At 66.3% G+C, this 18,736-nt stretch carries 18 protein-coding genes and 1 pseudogene; 9 read left to right on the top strand and 10 right to left on the bottom strand.

The window, feature by feature from the left end; genetic code table 11:
- The 3 genes and pseudogenes from AC3A6P_RS16515 to AC3A6P_RS16505 all read right to left on the bottom strand — a co-directional run.
- Positions 1-353, bottom strand: a pseudogene (locus AC3A6P_RS16515) (hypothetical protein); the annotation flags it as partial.
- 247 nt (positions 354-600) lie between these two features.
- Positions 601-1,641: a LacI family DNA-binding transcriptional regulator gene (locus AC3A6P_RS16510; RefSeq protein WP_487692727.1), complete on the bottom strand. Its 1,041-nt coding sequence runs from the start codon at positions 1,639-1,641 to the stop codon at positions 601-603.
- A gap of 102 nt (positions 1,642-1,743) precedes the next feature.
- A complete protein-coding gene (locus tag AC3A6P_RS16505) occupies positions 1,744-3,066 on the bottom strand; it encodes an MFS transporter (protein WP_487692726.1) in 1,323 nt (440 codons plus the stop codon).
- Positions 3,067-3,376: 310 nt separating this feature from the next.
- Here AC3A6P_RS16505 and AC3A6P_RS16500 point away from each other — a divergent pair, with 310 nt between their 5' ends.
- Together AC3A6P_RS16500 and AC3A6P_RS16495 are read left to right on the top strand one after the other, a co-directional pair.
- Positions 3,377-4,465, top strand: coding sequence for a zinc-dependent alcohol dehydrogenase (locus AC3A6P_RS16500; RefSeq protein WP_487692725.1), 1,089 nt, complete (start codon positions 3,377-3,379; stop codon positions 4,463-4,465).
- A complete protein-coding gene (locus tag AC3A6P_RS16495) occupies positions 4,462-5,346 on the top strand; it encodes an NAD(P)-dependent oxidoreductase (RefSeq protein WP_487692724.1) in 885 nt (294 codons plus the stop codon). Before AC3A6P_RS16500 ends, AC3A6P_RS16495 begins: the two co-directional genes overlap by 4 nt.
- Positions 5,347-5,459: 113 nt before the next feature.
- Here the strand turns inward: AC3A6P_RS16495 and AC3A6P_RS16490 are convergent, their stop codons facing one another.
- Positions 5,460-6,218 (bottom strand): SMP-30/gluconolactonase/LRE family protein, encoded by a 759-nt coding sequence (locus tag AC3A6P_RS16490; protein WP_487692723.1) that lies wholly within the window; start codon positions 6,216-6,218, stop codon positions 5,460-5,462.
- 46 nt (positions 6,219-6,264) lie between these two features.
- Positions 6,265-6,756, bottom strand: a complete 492-nt coding sequence (locus AC3A6P_RS16485) for a nuclear transport factor 2 family protein (protein ID WP_487692722.1) — start codon at positions 6,754-6,756, stop codon at positions 6,265-6,267.
- Positions 6,757-6,981: 225 nt separating this feature from the next.
- Here AC3A6P_RS16485 and AC3A6P_RS16480 point away from each other — a divergent pair, with 225 nt between their 5' ends.
- A complete protein-coding gene (locus AC3A6P_RS16480) occupies positions 6,982-7,362 on the top strand; it encodes an MmcQ/YjbR family DNA-binding protein (protein WP_487692721.1) in 381 nt (126 codons plus the stop codon).
- A gap of 30 nt (positions 7,363-7,392) precedes the next feature.
- On the top strand, positions 7,393-8,796 hold the full coding sequence (locus AC3A6P_RS16475; protein WP_487692720.1) for a selenium-binding protein SBP56-related protein: 1,404 nt from the start codon (positions 7,393-7,395) through the stop codon (positions 8,794-8,796).
- Here the strand turns inward: AC3A6P_RS16475 and AC3A6P_RS16470 are convergent.
- Positions 8,786-9,256, bottom strand: coding sequence for a winged helix-turn-helix transcriptional regulator (locus tag AC3A6P_RS16470; RefSeq protein ID WP_487692719.1), 471 nt, complete (start codon positions 9,254-9,256; stop codon positions 8,786-8,788). The two genes, AC3A6P_RS16475 and AC3A6P_RS16470, sit on opposite strands and share 11 nt — an antisense overlap.
- A 95-nt stretch (positions 9,257-9,351) precedes the next feature.
- On the opposite strand from AC3A6P_RS16470, the gene AC3A6P_RS16465 reads away from it, so the two are divergent.
- Entirely contained in the window at positions 9,352-10,536 is a 1,185-nt protein-coding gene (locus AC3A6P_RS16465) for a thiolase family protein (protein ID WP_487692718.1), read from the top strand.
- Positions 10,537-10,583: 47 nt separating this feature from the next.
- On the opposite strand, the gene AC3A6P_RS16460 is transcribed toward AC3A6P_RS16465, so the two are convergent.
- Both AC3A6P_RS16460 and AC3A6P_RS16455 read right to left on the bottom strand, forming a co-directional pair.
- Complete coding sequence (locus AC3A6P_RS16460) at positions 10,584-10,997, bottom strand: nitroreductase family deazaflavin-dependent oxidoreductase (RefSeq protein WP_487692744.1); 414 nt, start codon at positions 10,995-10,997, stop codon at positions 10,584-10,586.
- A complete protein-coding gene (locus tag AC3A6P_RS16455) occupies positions 10,990-11,655 on the bottom strand; it encodes a GntR family transcriptional regulator (RefSeq protein WP_487692717.1) in 666 nt (221 codons plus the stop codon). The genes AC3A6P_RS16460 and AC3A6P_RS16455 overlap by 8 nt, the downstream gene beginning before the upstream one ends.
- A 67-nt stretch (positions 11,656-11,722) precedes the next feature.
- Here AC3A6P_RS16455 and AC3A6P_RS16450 point away from each other — a divergent pair, with 67 nt between their 5' ends.
- Positions 11,723-12,157, top strand: coding sequence for a VOC family protein (locus AC3A6P_RS16450; RefSeq protein ID WP_487692716.1), 435 nt, complete (start codon positions 11,723-11,725; stop codon positions 12,155-12,157).
- 21 nt (positions 12,158-12,178) lie between these two features.
- Here AC3A6P_RS16450 and aspS read toward each other — a convergent pair whose 3' ends face one another.
- Complete coding sequence (gene aspS / locus AC3A6P_RS16445) at positions 12,179-13,969, bottom strand: aspartate--tRNA ligase (protein ID WP_487692715.1); 1,791 nt, start codon at positions 13,967-13,969, stop codon at positions 12,179-12,181.
- A 171-nt stretch (positions 13,970-14,140) separates the two neighbouring features.
- Here aspS and AC3A6P_RS16440 point away from each other — a divergent pair, with 171 nt between their 5' ends.
- Complete coding sequence (locus AC3A6P_RS16440; protein ID WP_487692714.1) at positions 14,141-14,647, top strand: SRPBCC family protein; 507 nt, start codon at positions 14,141-14,143, stop codon at positions 14,645-14,647.
- Here the strand turns inward: AC3A6P_RS16440 and AC3A6P_RS16435 are convergent.
- Complete coding sequence (locus AC3A6P_RS16435) at positions 14,633-16,138, bottom strand: carboxylesterase/lipase family protein (protein WP_487692713.1); 1,506 nt, start codon at positions 16,136-16,138, stop codon at positions 14,633-14,635. The two genes, AC3A6P_RS16440 and AC3A6P_RS16435, sit on opposite strands and share 15 nt — an antisense overlap.
- Before the next feature lie 76 nt (positions 16,139-16,214).
- On the opposite strand from AC3A6P_RS16435, the gene ypfJ reads away from it, so the two are divergent.
- Together ypfJ and AC3A6P_RS16425 are read left to right on the top strand one after the other, a co-directional pair.
- The gene (gene ypfJ / locus AC3A6P_RS16430; protein ID WP_487692712.1) at positions 16,215-17,102 is read left to right on the top strand and encodes a KPN_02809 family neutral zinc metallopeptidase; all 888 of its coding nucleotides are present in this window, start codon (positions 16,215-16,217) and stop codon (positions 17,100-17,102) included.
- Positions 17,095-18,735, top strand: coding sequence for a DUF885 domain-containing protein (locus AC3A6P_RS16425; RefSeq protein WP_487692711.1), 1,641 nt, complete (start codon positions 17,095-17,097; stop codon positions 18,733-18,735). The genes ypfJ and AC3A6P_RS16425 overlap by 8 nt, the downstream gene beginning before the upstream one ends.
- Position 18,736 lies beyond the last annotated feature (1 nt).

Genomic DNA, 18,736 nt, shown 5'->3' with positions numbered 1-18,736 from the left:
CAGTTCTCCTGCGGCAACCACGGCGAGTACAGCTTGTGATGCCGCACCGCCGAGCCGAAATCCCACAGGATCGGGTCCCGGTCGCGGGTCAGCAGGCAGTAGCGAATCATCTTGTCGCCCAGTGCCCCACCGATCCACGTCTGGGTGGTGTAGCGGATGTTGTAGAAATCGAACAGCAGGAACGCCCCACAACCGCTGGCTTCCAACGCCGCCTTGGCCCGCCCGATGCGGTAGTCCCGCAACCGGGCGAAATCCACCCGCTCCTCGTAGTCCACGCCCATGTGGCCCGGCGAACCGATCGGAGGCGTGATGCTCGTCTGGAGATTCGCTCCATCCGTTGTCGGAATGATCATGTCGCCCGTCTTTGATGAGTAGCGCGATGTCGCCCGGCGCAGTTGTCCGCCAAGGCGCCGTCGGGAACGAAGTGAGTCGCCGGCCACGCGGGGCATTGCCGGGTAGTAATGCAAACCTTTGCATGACGTACACCGGCCAGTGTTACCCATTGCCGTCTGACTGTCAAGAACAGACAGTGATTGGCAGCCAATGCCTTTCAGGAAGCAGCGGCGGCACTGCAGGCCGCGTCTGCCGAAGCGCGCGAGCTCACGCGCTCAAACGACGGTCCGGCTGAGCCGGCGCGCTCACCGACTCACGAATGACCAACTGCGGCTCCAGCTGAATGGTCCCGGGCGGTTCGTGTTGACCGTCGACCTGGTTCAGGAGCATGGCGCCTGCCCGTCGGCCGAGGTCGTGGCTGGGGAGCCTGACCGTGGTGAGCCGAGGAGTCAGGTGCGCCGTCAGCGGCGCGTCGTTGTAACCGATCAGCGAGATATCCTGCGGACAACGCAAACCTGCCTCGTCCATCGCCTCGAGCACGCCGACGGCCATCAGGTCGTTGTGGGCGAAGATGGCAGTCGGTCGCCCTTGGTCTGATCGGAGCAGAGCGGACGCGAGTCGCCTGCCCTCGGCTGTGGTGGGTTCGACGGCCTGCTCGCCGACGGCCAACTCTGAGTAATTGTGCTCGACCATTACCTCGCTGAAGCCCCGTGCGCGCCCCGCGAATGACGACACATCGGGCGGCCCCTGCAGTTGGGCGATCCGCCGATGACCAGAAGCGATCAGGTGTTCGGTCACCATACGGGCCCCCAGGACGTCGTCATGGGCGACCGTGTGGTGACCGCCTCCGCTGACGCGGCGCACCACAAGAACCACCGGAACCGATTGCTCCAGCGCGCTGATGAACGAGCCGTCATCGATATGCGCTGCGCTGATGACGATTCCGTCGACCCGCCGTGAGAGCAGGTGCTCGCAGATGCGGCGCAGGGCAGCCGGATCCTCCCGCGTCTCCGATACCGCGGTCATGAATCCGCGCGGACCGAGGACGTCTTCCAGTCCTCGAAGAATAGGTGGGAGGAAAGGGTTACCCAGATCGGCCACCACGGCCCCGATCACCCCGGTGCTGCCTTTGCGTAGACCACGCGCCATCACGTTGGCCTGATAGCCCAGTTCGCGTGCGGCCGCCTCGACCCTCTCCCGCGTTTCAGGGCTGACCTTGTGCGCGCGTTTCGGATCCAGTGCCCGCGACACGGTTCCGAAATGAACGCCGGCCCGATCGGCAACGTCCTTCAACGTCACGTCAGGCATTGCACTCCTCTGCCTTCAGCACACCTGGGCGGACCACGGACGAGGTCATCCTAACCCCGGTGCAAAAGTTTGCACAGTGTTTCGCCCGTGATTCGCAGTCGGCTACTTCGCGAGTTCAGCGCGTGCGGTTTCCCGGACACCGAAGATCAGCGTCACGGCTCCGATCCCCCCGCACGCCGCAGCCCACGCGGCGACAGGCACGAGGCTGCCGGACACATTCACCACCTCGGCGGCCAGGGTAGGCCCGAAGCTGATGACGATCAGGCCGAGATTGATGCCCAGAGCCGAACCGGTGTAACGGACTGCTCGCGGCATCACTTCAACCGTCACCAGGTATGTGGTTGCGATGGTGACGCCGTTGATGACGTAGTACACGAGCAGCACGATGCCGAGAACGACGAGGCTCTGCGAGTTCTCCAGCGACCAGAACAAGGGATACGCCAGCACCGCAAGTGTGCCATAGCCGGCCAGCATCACGCCCCGGCGTCCGAATCGGTCCGACAGAGAGCCGATGACCGGGAAAGTCAACAGTGCCAACGAGATAACAACCGCCATCATCCAGTAGTACGGCTGTGCATCGAAGCCGCGAATCTTGATGAAGAACGTGGGGAAATAAGCGAGTACCAGTGTGGAGGTTCCGAACGTCGCAAACGTCAGCAGGGCGGCCTGGAGCACCTGCCAAGGATTCTGGGACAGAACCTGCCGCAGCGGGCTCTTGGCGACCTGCTTGCCGGACATCTCCAGGAACTCCGGGGAGTCCTCGAGCTTGAGCCGGAAGAAGGTGCAGATCAACGTGATTGGCGCCACCACCAGGAACGGAATCCGCCATCCCCAGGACTGCATCTGCTCGGGCGTGGTGGCGATGGTTGTCAGCCCGACGACGATCGCGGCGGCGGCATAGCCTCCCGTTGTCCCCATCGGGGTGAACGACGTGAAGAAGCCACGGCGTTGCGCCGGCGCGGATTCCGCCGTGTAGGACGCCGCTCCGGCAACTTCACCGCCGGCGCAGAATCCTTGAAGAGCACGCAACACCAGGAGCCCGACGGGTGCCACGATCCCGATCGTGCTGTAACCCGGCAGCAGTCCGATAGCGGTCGTGCACACCCCCATGGACAGAACAGTGACCACGAGCGCCTTGCTGCGTCCGTGCCTGTCGCCCATCCGCCCGAAATACCAGCCGCCAAGCGGGCGCACGATGTAGCCGACGGTGAAGGCGCCCATGGTGGCCAAGACGCCGATCGCCGGCTCGTCGCTGGGGAAGAAATGGCCCGCGATGTAGACGGCGACAAAGCCGTAGATTGCGAAATCGAAGTACTCGACCAGCGACCCCAGGCCACCGGCGACTGCGGCTCGCATCGGTTTCGGCCCTGATGGTCGGGCGACCGTCCCGGCGCCGGTGCCACGGTGGTCGGGTATTGGTGTCATCAGGTGATCCTCACTCGAAAGACTGATTGCACTTCGCCGGCCGTTTCCGCTGCCGCGCTGGCCGTTCTGTGCAAACCTTTGCATTACTGAGACTCAGCTTCCCGCAGGAGAGCCAACGTGTCAACCCTCACACTTTGACAGGGCCGCGACGGTCGTCCTAAGCTGTGAGCAATCGTTTGCATCAGTGCGTCGCAACACACCCGTTGCAGCTGCAGCGGCACCCGGTCTCACCTGGACCGCGGAAGAGCAGACGCAAACATGATCGACAATCCCCGCAATCACGACACCCGAACGGAGCAGGTGAAACGCCATGCGAGCAGCTGTTTTTCATGGTCGAGGCGACGTCCGCATCGAGCAGGTACCCGACGTATCGGCCGCGCCTGGCGAACTGTTGCTGAAAGTGTGCGCGGTCGGTATCTGCGGAACCGACGCCCATGAGTTCGACACCGGTCCCGACATGTTCCCCATCGAGCATGCACATCCGGTCTCCGGCCACGTAGGACCGATGATCCCGGGGCACGAGTTGGCGGGCATCGTGATCAGCAAGGGGGCGGACGTCGCAGGTTTTGATATCGGGTCGCTGGCCGTGTCGGGTGCGGGCATCTCCTGCGGCGAGTGCTTCTGGTGCTTACGCAACATGACCAACCTGTGCCAGAGATATTCGACCCTGGGGTTGAACCAGAATGGGGCGCTGGCGGAATATGTTGCGGTACCTGCCTCCATCTGCGTTGATGCGTCGGGTCTAGACATCACCGGTGACACTGCCGCGCTGGCTCAGCCGATGTCGATTGCGGTGCACGCCATGCGGCGGGGACGACTTGCACCCGACGAATCGGCGGTCATTCTAGGAGCCGGCGGTATCGGCGCATTCCTGACTTACGCGGCCGTCGACCGGTGCCATAGTGTCGTCGTCTGCGACCTGGACGCCGGCCGACTCCGAGTGGCCGATGCTCTCGGAGCCACCCACACCGTACGTATCGGAGGCGAGCACGATGTCGTGGAGGTGCTGTCCGAACACGGCATCATCGCCTCGGTCATCTACGAAGTTTCCGGCAGCACAAGTGGTTTCAAACAGGCCATTGATCTTGCGCCACGCGGCGCGAGAGTGGTCATGGTGGGCCTCCAGCACAATCCGGTGGAGATCGATGCACGCGAGATCTCACTACGCGAAGTCGAGTTGATCGGTACCAACGCCCACGTCTGCGCTTTGGATCTGCCTGAGGCGCTGCGCTTGCTGGCGTCACGTCGCGGTGGGTGGAGCGACGTCGCGCCGGTGGCGCTCTCACTCGACGACCTGGTCGAGAAGGGCCTTCGTCCGCTGGCGGAACGGCGCAGTACACGAATCAAAACGTTGATCGATCCGTGGGCGCCCGACACCCGCGAGACGCGGTTCTCATGAGCACGTTGACAGTTGCATTCCTCGGCCTGGGCCGAATGGGTCGCCCGATGGCCGCCAATATCGCCGGCGCCGGCTTTTCGGTGGTCGTGTGCAACCGCACCCGCCGTCTCGCCGAGGACTTCGCGCGCACACGGCCCGGAATCACTGTGGCCGACGACCCGCGGGAAGCAGCCGAGAACGCGGACGTCGTGGTGACCATGCTCGCCGATGAGCATGCCCTCCGTGCCGTCTACCAAGGGCCTCGAGGCCTGCTCGCCGGGTGGTCGCCCGGCAAGGTCGCACTGGACATGGGCACCACCGGCCCGGCAGGGACAGCCTGGCTGGCCCGGGAGATCGACGCCGCCGGCGGAACGGCGGTCGATGCGCCGGTATCCGGTGCCGTGAGAGCGGCGGAGGCCGCTGCTCTTACCATCATGGTCGGAGGTCCGACCACCGTCGTGACGCGTCTACGGCCACTGCTGCAGTCGATGGGTGCGGTGATCTATCACCTCGGCGACTCTGGATCCGGTGCGGTGATGAAACTCGCCGTCAACAACGTGATCTACGGGCTCGGTCAGGCGGTATCCGAATCACTGGTGCTGACCGAGCGCGCCGGTATCGACCGCGAGCAGGCCTACGATGTGTTCTGCAACAGCGCCGTGGCCGCCCCTATGGTGAACTACCGTCGCGACAACTACGTCCGTCCAGATAGCGCGGCCACTCAGTTCGCGCTGACGCTTGCGGCCAAAGACCTCGGGCTGATCACGACGTTGGCCGCAGAGCTCGGCGCGCTGATGCCACAGGCTTTGGTCAACCGCGACACCACACTCCGGGCAATCGACCACGGTCTGGGCGACCAGGACATGGCCGCGGTGGCGGTCTATCTGCGTGCCCTCAGCTGATGCGGGTCAGCCGCCCGGCTGCATGAAGGGCTCAAGTCGGGCACTGGTCCATGTCTCGATCGAGTAGAGCGAAGTGCTGGCCGTGAGGAACAAGGTGCTCCAGCCGGGGCCGCCTATTGTGCCGATGTGCTGCCCGTTCGGTGCGAATACCCACAGGCCGCCGGGGCGGTGACCCAGACATTGCCCGCGGCATCGCATTTCATGCCCTCCGGTACCCCGATGTCGTCATTGCGCGTGCCGGAGGTGTCAGCCTTCCACAGACCTGACGCGAATTCGCGTGGGTTTTCGAGCCGTCCATCGGTGCGGACGTCGAAAACCCGGATGTTCGCCTGATCGGTGTCGTTGATGTACAGCAGCGTCTCATCCGGGGAGAAACACAGGCCGTTGGGCAGTGTGAACATCTCACGCTCGACGACCAGCTCGAGGTCACCCTCCACCGGTAGCCGATAGACCCCTTGAAATCCCAATTCGGACCGGCGTTCCAATCCGTATCCCGGCATCCGGCCGTACATCGGGTCGGTGAAGTAGATCGACCCGTCCGCCCGGACAACCACGTCGTTCGGGCTGTTGAGTTCGCGACCCTCGAAATGTGTTGCCAGCACGGACCTCAATCCTGCCCGGTCGAACCGAGCGATGCAGGACGTGCTGTGCTCACACACCACCAGATTCAGGTTCCGGTCGAAGGTCATGCCGTTGGCGTGTGGGGTCGGCCGTGCGACCTCCACCACGCCGGACGCGTCCCACCGCCGTCGCGGGTCGCCGGGAATGTCCGAGAACAACAGATAGCGCTCGGTGGGGTGCCACACCGGGCCTTCGACGAAAGCGTAACCGTTGCCCAGCCGGCGCACCCGGGCCTCCACGTCGAGAAGCACTCGAAGCTCCGGTCGAGCGCCTGATGGCGGGTCGTGGCGGGCCGACTCAGCCCTGCTGCTGAAGGCCGGTCAAGACAAAGCGACCCGGCCACTGATCCTCGATCTCGGAGATGCGCCGCGCAATGCGCCAGCGCCCATCCGCGTCGCGCCGCATGGTGTCAAGGTAGCGGCCCATCCCCCACACGAAGGACGGTTCGTCCTCACGGGGATCGAACCGGAACATGTAGCTCACCACATCAGCTGTGTCCCCGTGGATTTCGATTCGACTGTTCAGCACCAGGTGCTTGTGGTACTGCTCGGGTGCGTGTGAGTGGCGAGTGGCGAAGTCGATGGTTCCGGCGCGGCCCTCCCAGCGGTGCACAGACCCGTCCGGGCGCCGGTTCTCGCGCACCGCGTCGTCGGTGAAGCAGTCCACCAATCGGTCGAAGTCGCCGTAATCGATTGCGTGCCCGTACTGCGTCAAGGTGTCGAGAATGGCGTTGCGATCCTCGATCTTTTGCACACGCGCCAAAAGCGCCGCGAAATCATCCTGGGACATTCCCCACTCCAATCATGTTGCGATACAACCTATAACAGACAGCTGTTCATGTGCAATCGTTTGCATTATGCCATGGGAGTCCGATGTCATGCAACAGGCCCACAAGGCCACGGGCATTTCGGCGACCACCCACGGTGTGACTTCAGTTCGAGAAATGTGACGGCATTCTCGGGACCAAACCGACGTCGCGGCGCATTCGAGCAGGGCCGCCGGTACCGTGCCAGCATGGCCACCTGGGCGGACGTCGCGCGACTGGTCGGCGAGCTTCCCGAGACCGCGGAGCCGTCACCGCGCAACTGGCGGGTGCGCACGAAGCTGATCGTGTGGGAGCGACCATTGCGCAAAGCCGATATGGCGGCACTGGGCGACTCCGCGCCGACGGGCGACATCCTCGGCGCTCGTGTTGCCGACGAAGGCGTCAAGTTCGCCCTCATCGCCGAGGAACCCGACGTGTACTTCACCACCCCGCATTTCGACGGCTACGCCGCGGTACTGGTGCGGCTGGCCCGGATCGATGTGCCGGCGCTGCGAGAGTTGGTCACCGACGCCTGGCTGGCACAGGCCCCCAAGAAATTGGTCAAGGATTTCCTGGACGATTCCGCCTGACCGGCGTGGCTGCGGAGGATCATCAGCGACATGGCTGCCACCGATTCCACCTTCTACCGCAGCCCGGGCGCCGCCATCACCGCGGCACCCGAGCAGCTTGCCTATGTCGCCGCCTACGATCCGACGGCCCGCATCAACGACGCCCTCGCAGTGCTCGACTGCAATCCCAGATCAGACAGCTACGGTTGCGTGGTCGGCTGGTCGGAACTACCGAGCGCCGGCAACGAACTGCACCACTTCGGCTGGAACGCGTGCTCGAGCGCGCTCTGCCATGACGGTCATGACCACCACAACCTCGAGCGGCGGTTCCTGCTGGTACCGGGTCTTCGGTCGTCGCACACCTATGTCCTCGACACCAAACCCGACCCACTGAACCCGAAGCTCAGCCACGTCATCGATGCCGCCGAACTGTCGGCCAAGGCCGGCTACTCGCGGCCACACACCGTGCACTGCGGACCCGGTGCCATCTTCATGTCCGCTCTGGGTGGCGCCAACGGCGACGACGGGCCCGGCGGCGTGGCGTTGATCGACCACGACACCTTCGAGGTGCTCGGCCCGTGGGAGCAGGACCGCGGAGCGCAGTACTTCGCCTACGACGTGTGGTGGCACCTGCGGCAGGACACCGTGGTGACCTCCGAGTGGGCCACGCCCTCCATGATCGAACCCGGATTGAATCCGGAGGATCTGCTGGGCCGGCGGTTCGGCCACCACATCAATTTCTGGAGTATGTCGGAGCGGAAGCTGACCCAGCGCATCGACCTCGGCGACGAGCACCAGATGGTGCTCGAACTGCGCCCCGCCCACGACCCGACCAAGTCCTGGGGGTTCGTCGGCGTGGTGATCAGCGTCGAGGATCTGTCGGCGTCGATCTGGTTGTGGCACCGCGACGGTGACGCCTGGGCCGTCGACAAGGTGATCACCATTCCGGCCGAGCCGGCCGACGCTGCCGATTTGCCCCCGGCCCTGCAACCTTTCGGCGCGGTACCACCTCTGGTCTCCGACATCGATCTGTCCGTCGATGATCAGTGGCTCTACGTATCATGTTGGGCCACAGGAGAACTCAAACAATACGATGTCAGCGACCCGTTCCACCCGAAGGAGACGGCCTCGGTGCGGTTGGGCGGCGTGGCACGCCGGGAGCCGCACCCGGCCGAGCCCGGCCTGCGCCTGGCCGGCGGGCCGCAGATGGTGGAGATCAGCCGGGACGGCCGACGGGTGTATGTCACCAACTCGCTGTACGCGTCGTGGGACGACGTCTTCTACCCGGACGGGGTGGGAGCCTGGATGGCAAAGCTCGATGCCGACCCCTCCGGCGGCTTGACAGCCGATCCGCGCTTCTTCCCGCACGGCGAGGACTTCCGCGGTCTGCGGGTGCATCAGACCCGGCTGCAGGGCGGTGACGCGTCCAGCGACTCCTACTGCTTCACCGGTTGAGCAACTGCACACCCAGCTCGTCGGCGGGGACGTCGTGCCCGTCGGCGCAACGCATCTGCACAGCGGTCTCGGCTCCACAACCGTTGTGCACCAGCTGGATTCGGGAACGGTGGGGCAGGTGCTGTCGGCCCCACTGGAACATGGCCCACACCACCGGCATGAAGTCGACACCGGCCTCGGTGAGCACGTACTCCTCGCGGGCCCGCTGACCCGGTTCACGGTAGGGCCGTTTGGTCAACAGACCCGCCTCGACGAGTTCGGTCAGCCGCGCCGACGTCGCCGCTTTGGTGATGCCGACCCGCCTGGCGAAATCGTCGAACCGCGTGGTGCCGTAGTACGCCTCGCGCATCATCAGCATCGCGGACTTCTGCCCCACGACCGCCATCGTCTTCTCGATCGGGCATTCGCCCACCGCCGACCAGGCATCGCGGTCGACCAGCGGACCCTGCAGCACCAGCATCGGAATCCTTTCATCATCTGAGTTGTTCTAACTATACCCAGGTGCTATATCTGGATATACACAACGATACTCAGCGGTGAGCGTCAGGAGGAAAAATGACCGGATTTTCAGACCGGGATGCGGTGATCGTGGGTGCGGTGCGCACACCGATCGGCAAGGGCAAAGCCAACGGCGCTTTGCACGGCGTGCTGCCCGCCGACCTACTGGCGCACAGCCTGCGCGAACTCGTCGCCCGCACCGGGATCAACCCGGCGGAGGTCGATGACGTCATCGCCGGAGCCGTCACCCAGGTGGGCGATCAGGCCGTCAACATCGCCCGCAACGCCCTGTTGGGCGCGGGCTTCCCGGAATCCGTTCCGGGTACCACCGTCGACCGCCAGTGTGGCAGCAGCCAACAGGCCATCAGTTTCGCCGCCCAGGGTGTGCTCGCGGGCGCCTACGACATCGTCATCGCCGCGGGTGTGGAGTCCATGAGCCGGGTGCCGATGGGTAGTTCGGTCCTGCCCGGCAGCAACCCGTTCGGCAACGACATGGCCGCCCGCTATCCCGAAGGTCTTGTGCCGCAGGGCATCAGCGCCGAGTTGATCGCCGCCAAGTGGGGCCTCTCGCGCCTCGAGCTCGACGAGTTCTCCGCGGCCAGCCACGAGAAGGCCGCCCGGGCCACCAAGGAAGGGCTGTTCGACAACGAGCTGGCGCCGATCGCCGGTCTGAGCACCGACGAGATCATCCGGCCCGGCACCACTGTCGAGACGCTGGCCGGGCTCAAGCCGGCGTTCTACAACGAGGCGTACAGCGCCCGCTTCCCGCAGATCAACTGGGAGATCACGCCGGGCAACTCGTCGCCCCTGTCAGACGGCAGCGCCGCGGTGATGATCACCAGCGGTGCGACGGCGCGACGCCTCGGGCTCGAGCCCTTGGCCCGCATCCACACCACCACGGTCGTCGGTTCCGACCCGCTGTACATGCTGACCGGCGTCATCCCCGCCACCGAGAAGGTGTTGCACCGGGCCGGATTGACCATCAAGGACATCGATCTGTTCGAGGTGAACGAGGCGTTTGCGCCCGTGGTGCTCAGCTGGGCCCGGGACACCGGGGCTGACCTGGCCAAGACCAACGTCAACGGCGGTGCCATCGCGATCGGACACCCGCTGGGCGCCAGCGGTGCCCGCATCATGACCACTCTGGTCAACGCCCTGCACCAGCGCGGCGGCCGCTACGGCCTGCAGACCATGTGTGAAGGCGGCGGCATGGCCAACGCCACCATCATCGAAGCTCTCTGAGATTTCGGCGCGCTCACAACCGCTGAGCGGTTACGAGCGCGCCGAACTCACGCTCGGGTGAGCTCGAACAGCGGGATGACGCGGGTTGTCTTGGCCTGGTACTCACCGAAACCCGGGGCGACGGCCACCACCTTGGCGTACAGCTCGTCGCGCTCGTCGGAGGGCAATTCGCGCACGTTCACGTCGTAGGCGTCGGTGCCGACTTCGATGTGTGCGCGGGGGTTGGCCCGCAGGTTGTGCACCCACGCCGGGTCTTTCGGCGCACCCGCGTAGGAGCCGACGATCAGCATCTTGCCGTCGATGGTCAGATACGCCAGCGGTGAGAGCCGGGGTTGACCACTCTTGGCTCCGGTGGTGTGCAGCAACAGCAGGGTGGCGCCGTCGAACGGCCCGCCCACCTTGCCGCCATTGGTGCGGAACTCGTCGACGATCGCGGCGTTGAATGCGTTCAAGTCAGGCATGTCGGTCACGACTGCCATCGTGCCTCACGCCGAGCACGCCCATCGCGTGCTCCCGGTGAACAGCGAACAACGCCACAGCGGCGTCCACATCCCCGACGCGCAACACCTCGGCGAGTTCCCGGTGCTCGGCGGGCAGATGGGTCAGGTAATCGGTGGTGTCCACCCCGATTCGGGTCAGCAGCAGCAGATACACCTGCGAGCGGATGGCCTGCCACGCCACGGTCAACCGCGAGTGCTTGGCCGCGTGGTACACGGCGTCGTGGAAAGCGATATCGCAGCGCACCATGTCGTGCGCGGTCTCGGCGCGAGCCATGGCCGCCACCGCCTGGTCCACCTCCGTCAGATCCCGGTCGCCGCCCACCACCAACCGGACCGCAAGCTCCTCCAATGCGCTACGCAGCGAATGCAATTCGGCGACATCTTCATCCGACAGCGCAGCCACCGTGGTTCCACGGTGCCACTCACTGCGCACCAGGCCTTCGCGTTCCAGCAGCAGAAGCGCCTCTCGCACCGGGCCGCGGCTCACGCGCAGCGCCGTGGAGAGTTCCACCTCTCGCAGCGACGAACCGAGCGGGTAGCCGCCGGCGAAGATCGCGTCGCGGATGTTGTCGGCCACCTCCGCGGCCAATCCGCGCCGCCGGGCGGGTGCAACGGTCACAGCGCCTCCCTCGATTTGTCAGAATGTTAACATTCAGACATCCGCTGATCCCGTTGAAAGGTGCGACGTGAGCGCAGTCCTCGACTCCCCCATCCCCCGCTTTCATCTGGCGGTGCCGGTCGACGATCTCGACGCCGCCCGCACGTTCTACGGCGACATCCTGGGATGCGAGCAGGGCCGCACCGACACCAACTGGACCGACTGGAACTTCCACGGCCACCAGCTCGTCACCCACAAGGTTGCGCAACCACCGGCACGAGCCCACAATCCCGTCGACGGCCACGACGTTCCCGTGCCGCACTTCGGGCTGGTCCTCACCGTCACCCGATTCCACGAACTCGCGGCCCGGCTCAAAGCCGCCGAGCAACAGTTCGTCATCGAGCCGTACGTCCGCTTCGAGGGTCAGCCGGGCGAACAGTGGACCATGTTCCTCTACGACCCGGCCGGAAATGCGTTGGAGTTCAAGGCATTCGCCGACGACGACCAGGTGTTTGCGGTCTAGCCGACCGCCGCGGTAAGAGGCCTAAACCGCCTTGGGTTTGGCGTCCTCGGCGGACTTCGGCTTGGCGTCGATACCGGATTCCTTGCGCTGCTGCGGTGTGATCGGCGCGGGTGCATCGGTCAGCGGGTCGACGCCGCCGCCGGACTTCGGGAACGCGATCACCTCGCGGATGGAGTCCACCCCGGATAGCAGCGCGACGATACGGTCCCAGCCGAAGGCGATACCGCCGTGCGGCGGTGCGCCGAAGGTGAACGCGTCCAACAGGAAGCCGAACTTGTCCTGGGCCTCGTCGTGGTCGATGCCCATCATCGCGAACACCCGCTCCTGCACGTCGCGGCGGTGGATACGGATGGAACCCCCACCGATCTCGTTGCCGTTGCACACGATGTCGTAAGCGTTGGCCAGCGCCGAGCCGGGTTCGGTGTCGAAGGTGTCCAGCGACGACGGCTGCGGTGAGGTGAACGCGTGGTGCACAGCGGTCCAGGCCCCAGAGCCGACGGCGACGTCACCGTGGGCGGCGGCCTCGTCCGCCGGCTCGAACAGCGGCCAGTCCACCACCCAGGTGAACGCCCACGCGTTCGGGTCGATCAGGTCGAGGCGCTTGGCGATCTCGATGCGGGTGGCGCCCAGCAACCCGCGAGCAGCCTTCGGGGTGCCGGCAGCGAAGAAGACGCAGTCGCCGGGCTCGGCGCCGACGTGCGCGGCCAGGCCCTCGCGTTCGGCGTCGGACAGGTTCTTGGCGACGGGCCCGCCCAGGGTGCCGTCCTCGGCGATCAGGACATAGGCCAGGCCCTTGTGCCCACGCTGTTTGGCGAACTCCTGCCAGCCGTCCAGGGTGCGCCGCGGCTGCGACGCGCCGCCGGGCATGACGACCGCGCCGACATACGGCGCCTGGAACACCCGGAACGGGGTCTCTTTGAAATAGTCGGTGCACTCGACGAGCTCGACACCGAAGCGCAGATCGGGCTTGTCCGAACCGAATCGGCTCATGGCCTCGGCGTAGCCGATACGCGGCAACGGCAGCGGCAGGTCGTAGCCGATGAGCGCCCACAGGGCTTTGAGGATCTGCTCGGACACCGCGATCACGTCGTCGGCGTCGACGAAACTCAGCTCCATGTCCAGCTGGGTGAATTCGGGCTGGCGGTCGGCGCGGAAATCCTCGTCGCGGTAGCAGCGCGCGATCTGGTAGTAGCGCTCCATCCCGGCAACCATCAGCAGCTGCTTGAACAGCTGCGGGCTCTGCGGCAGGGCGTAGAACGAGCCCGGCTGCAGGCGCGCGGGCACCAGGAAGTCGCGGGCGCCTTCCGGCGTCGAACGGGTCAGCGTCGGCGTCTCGATCTCCACGAAATCGTGCTCGGCCAGCACCGAACGGGCGGCGGCGTTGACCTTGGAGCGCAGCCGCAACGCATTGCCGGGGCCTTCGCGGCGCAGGTCGAGGTAGCGGTACTTCAGCCGGGCTTCCTCGCCGGCGGTGTCGTCGAGCTGGAACGGCAGCGGCGCGCTCTCGCTCAGCACCGTCAGCGAGGTGGCGTTCACCTCGATCTCGCCGGTCGCGATCTCGGTGTTCGCGTTGCCCTCGGGACGGATCTCCACCACACCCTCGACCAGGACACAGAACTCGGCGCGCAACCGGTGCGCCTGCTCGAGCACGCCCGCCTCGCGGAACACCACCTGGGACACTCCGGAAGAGTCGCGCAGGTCGATGAAGATGACACCGCCGTGATCGCGGCGGCGCGCCACCCAGCCCGCCAACGTCACGGTCTGGCCGGCGTCGGTTGCCCGCAACGAACCCGCGGTGTGACTGCGCAGCACAAATACTCCTTGTTCGGATGGCTCGAAAGACTGGAACAGTCTAGGTGGCCGGTCGACGAGCCTGCGGTACGAGGGGGAGACAGGGCCGGACACCATGAAAAGAGGGCGTCGCCCGGCATTCCCCGCCACGGCAGTAGACAGTTATCGTGAGCTGTCTACCTGGAGGTGCCCATGGCCAAGAGCTATCCCTGCGAGCACGTCGACCTGAGCTTCGTCGACACCGCGCCCTACCGGTTCGTGAGCACCGTCGACCTGGCCATCACCCCGCAACAACTGTTCGAGGTCCTCTCCGACGAGACCTCCTGGCCGCAGTGGGCCTCGGTGATCACCAAAGTCATCTGGACCAGCCCGAAGCCGTTCGGCGTCGGCACCACCCGCACCGTGCACATGCGCGGCTTCATCGTGGGCGAGGAGGAGTTCCTGGCCTGGGAACCGTTCACACACATGGCTTTCCGGTTCAACACCGCGACCACCAACGCCATCTCCGCCTTCGCCGAGGAATACCGCGTCGTCGAGACTGCCCAGGGTTGCCACCTGACCTGGGTGATGGCCATCAAACCGAACGGGCCGGCGGGCAGCCTCGGCATGTTCCTTGGCCGGCCGGTGATGGGGTGGCTGTTCCAGCGGTTCCTGCACAACCTGCGCCGCTACACCGACGCCCGGCTAGTACAGGCCTGACCAGGCAGCGCGACGAACCCGGTCGGGATCCTCGACGGTGATGTCGCGGGCGGTCTGGATGACGCGGGTGGCGCGGGCGTCGGCGTCGTAGCGCGGCCACTCCGGATCCCACACCGGATCCCGCCCGGCGTCCGGTTCCCAGCCGTGAGTGGCGAAGTTCAGCCAGGTCCGCTGCATCCGCCGCCCCACCCCGGGCTGGAGCCGACGGCCGAGCGGGTGCAGCTTGCGGCCCAGGTACGACCCGTAGCTGTGCTGGATGTGCACGATCTCGCTGCCGTGGGTGGCGCCGAGACCGAGCGCCCGCAGCGTCCAGGTGGTGTGCTCGAAGCGGTAGACGTAGGTGGGGGCATGCGCGCTGTACGCGTCGGTGAACGCCCAAACCGGGGCACCGAACATCACATCGGAACCGATCGAGATCAACGCCCGCCGGCGCGGGAATTCCGGATATCCGCCCAGCACCTGTTCGCGTGCCCGCGGATCGGCGCGGGAGAAGAAGGCGTCGACGGTCTCCAGCGTCGTCGGCAGCATCGGCGGCTTGGTCCAGGCGAACATCGACGCCTCGTGGCTGTTGGTGCCGATGATCAGCGGCACCCGGCTCACGGCGCCGCGGCGGGCGGCCTCGATGGGATGGTGCGGCAACAGTTCGGTCCCATGGGTCAGCCCGTAGGCCAGCGTCGGGGACGTCGCCGCGCTGTGCAACTGGATCACGCCGGCGGCGCGGCGCAGCCGCCGCTGCGGCAACTCCTTGAGCTCCGCGGGTCCCACCCCCACCGTCTCCAGGAAACGCTCGGCCTGTGCGGCGCGCGTTTCCCGGTCGGCGATCAGCGGCAGGGCCGGGCTCTGCGCGATGGCCCGGGCGAACAGGCCCTCGGCCGCCGGGCACGCCAACAGCGCCAGCACCGACGTCGCACCCGCCGACTCGCCGAATACCGTGACCCGCTCGGGGTCGCCGCCGAACGCCGCGATGTTCTCGCGCACCCAGCGCAGCGCCGCGAGTTGGTCACGCAGACAGAGATTGTCGTCGAACCCGTCGCCCAGTGAGCCCAGTTCGAAACCCCCGAACACCCCGATCCGGTAGGTGACGTTGACGACGACGACACCGTTGGCGGCCAGCCGCGACCCGTTGTACAGCTGCAGTTGCCCGGCCCCGTAGACGAACGCGCCCCCGGGAATCCAGACCATCACCGGCAACGAGCCCGACGTGTCGGGAGACCACACCGTCACCGTCAGGCAGGCCTCGTCCCTGATCTTGGGATCGTCGCGGCCGCCGCCGACGAAGGACCTGCCCTGCGGAGGCAGGGGCCCGTGCTCCACCACATCACGGACACCCGACCAGGGACGCAGCGGCGCGGGGGCCTGGAAGCGCCGGTCACCCACCGGCTGCTGCGCGTAGGGCACACCACGCCAGACCGCCACCCCACCTTCGGTGGTGCCGCGCAGCACACCCTCCGACGTGTGCGCCAGAGTCGAGAGTTCGACGAGGTGGGTCACGTCAGAATCCTAGTGTGCGAAGCTTTATGCGCACGTTGAGGCCGGTGGCCCAAGAGCTGTCAGGGAGGGGTCTGCGATGACTTTCAACGAAGGTATGCAGATCGACACGAGCACCACCACATCCAGCGGCGGCGGTCGCGGCCCCGGTCGCGGCATGGCCATCGGTGGCGGTGTCGGGGGTCTGGTGATCGTGGTGCTGGCGCTGTTCCTCGGGGTGGACCCGGGAAACATCCTGAGCCAACAACCACTCGACACCCAGGGGGTCGAGGCGCCCGGTGTGGACATCAGCCAGTGCCGCAGCGGTGTGGACGCCAACACCAACGTCGACTGCCGGGTGATCGCCACCGGCAACTCCGTGGATGCGGTGTGGGCCGAGTTGCTGCCCGACTACAGCCGGCCGCAGATGCGGCTCTTCACCGGATCGGTCGACACCGCATGCGGGCCGGCCACCAGTGACGTGGGACCGTTCTACTGCCCCGGTGATCAGACCGCCTATTTCGACACCGATTTCTTCGACGTTCTGGTCACTCAATTCGGTTCCAGCGGTGGACCGTTGGCGCAGGAGTACGTGGTGGCCCATGAGTACGGCCACCACGTGCAGAACCTGCTCGGCGTGCTGGGCCGCGCGCAGCAGGGCGCACAGGGCGCCACGGGCAACGGTGTGCGCACCGAACTGCAGGCCGACTGCTATGCCGGGGTCTGGGCGCACTACGCCGCCATCACCAAACAGCCGGGAACCGATGTGACTTTTCTACAACCGTTGAGCGACAACGACATCAACGATGCCCTGTCCGCGGCGGCGTCGGTGGGCGACGACCGCATCCAGGAGGCGGCGACGGGCCGGGTGAATCCCGAGGCCTGGACCCACGGTTCGGCCGAACAACGCCAGAAATGGTTCACGCAGGGTTATCGCACCGGCGACCCGAACACCTGCGACACCTTCGCGACGAACGACCTTGGCTAGGGGCACGACGGCGGTCGACGAGGTCGCCGAACGCTACCTGGACACCTTTGCCACGCTGGACCCCTGCGGCGCAACCGAACTCGGCGTCCTCGGGCATGACGACGAGCTGACCGACTACTCCCCCGACGGGGTGACGGCACGCGCCGACGCCGCGCGGGCGGCACTGGCCGAGCTCGGCACCGTCGACCCGGTGGACGACACCGACCGGGTCACGGTGGCCGCCATGCGCGAGCGCCTCGGCGTCGCCCTGGATCGGCACGAGGCGGGCCTCGACATCGGCGAGCTGAACGTCATCGACTCCCCGTTGCAGATCATGCGCAACGTCTTCGATCTGATGCCCACCGACACCGATTCGGACTGGGCGGTGATCGATCGCCGGCTGGCGCTGATCCCCGAACGGGTGCGCGGTTACGCCGCGGCGCTGCGGGAGGCCGCCGCCCGGGGCCATGCACCGGCGGCCCGTCAGGTCGAGCGCGGTATCGCCCAGGCACACCGGACCCAGGGGCTGTTCGTGGGGATGGTCGCCGGGGAGCCGGCCAAGAGCCCGCTGCTCAACAACGACCTGTTGCGCCATGCCGAAGCCGCCGGCGCCGCCTACGCCGAGTTGGCGGACGCGCTGAAGAGCGACATCCTGCCGGCGGCCGGCGCTGAGGACGCCTGTGGGCGTGAGGCGTACCGGCTGCACTCGCGGGCCTTCCTGGGCACCGAGGTGGACCTCGACGAAACCTACGCCTGGGGTTTGCAGCAACTGGAAAGCATTGTCGCCGAACAGGAATCGATCGCCCAACAGCTGTATCCGGGCGAGTCGGTGGCGGGCGCGATCAAACGCCTCGACGCGGACCCGCGCTACGTCATCACCGGAACCGATGCGCTTCAGCGGTGGATGCAGGATCTGTCGGACCGCGCGGTGGACGCCCTGGCCGACACCCACTTCGACATCGCCGACCCGTTGCGCAAACTGGAGTGCCGGATCGCGCCGACGCAGAACGGCGGCATCTACTACACCGGGCCCTCCGAGGACCTGACCCGCCCGGGCAGGATGTGGTGGTCGGTGCCGCCTGCGGTGGACACCTTCCACACCTGGCAGGAGACCACCACGGTGTTCCACGAGGGTGTGCCGGGGCATCACCTGCAGATCGGCCGCGCGGTGGTGCTGGCCGATCAGCTCAACCGCTGGAGACGGTTGGCGTGCTGGGTGTCCGGGCACGGTGAGGGTTGGGCGCTCTACGCCGAACGCCTGATGGCCGAGCTGGGTTGGCTCGACGACCCGGGCACCCGGATGGGCATGCTGGACGCGCAGCGGTTCCGCGCTGCCCGGGTGGTCATCGACATCGGTGTCCATTGCGGACTCAGCGCACCCGACGGCGGCACCTGGGATGCCGCGCGCGCATGGGAGTTCCTCACCACCCACAGCGCGATGGCCGAGGACAATCTGCGCTTCGAGCTGGACCGCTATCTGGGCTGGCCGGGACAGGCACCGTCGTACGCGGTGGGTCAGCGAATCTGGCAGCAGTTGCGCAGCAAGGTCACCGCAGACGGGGTCTCGCTGCGGGAATTCCACCGCCGCGCACTGGATCTGGGCGGCCTGCCGCTGAGCGTGCTCGCCTCGGCCCTGAGCAACGAATTCGCGTGAG

The sequence above is a fragment of the Mycobacterium sp. Soil_C_30 genome, from assembly GCF_057656995.1.
The sequence above is the reverse complement of the archived record's forward strand: the minus strand, read 5'-3'. Positions and strand labels throughout refer to the sequence as shown.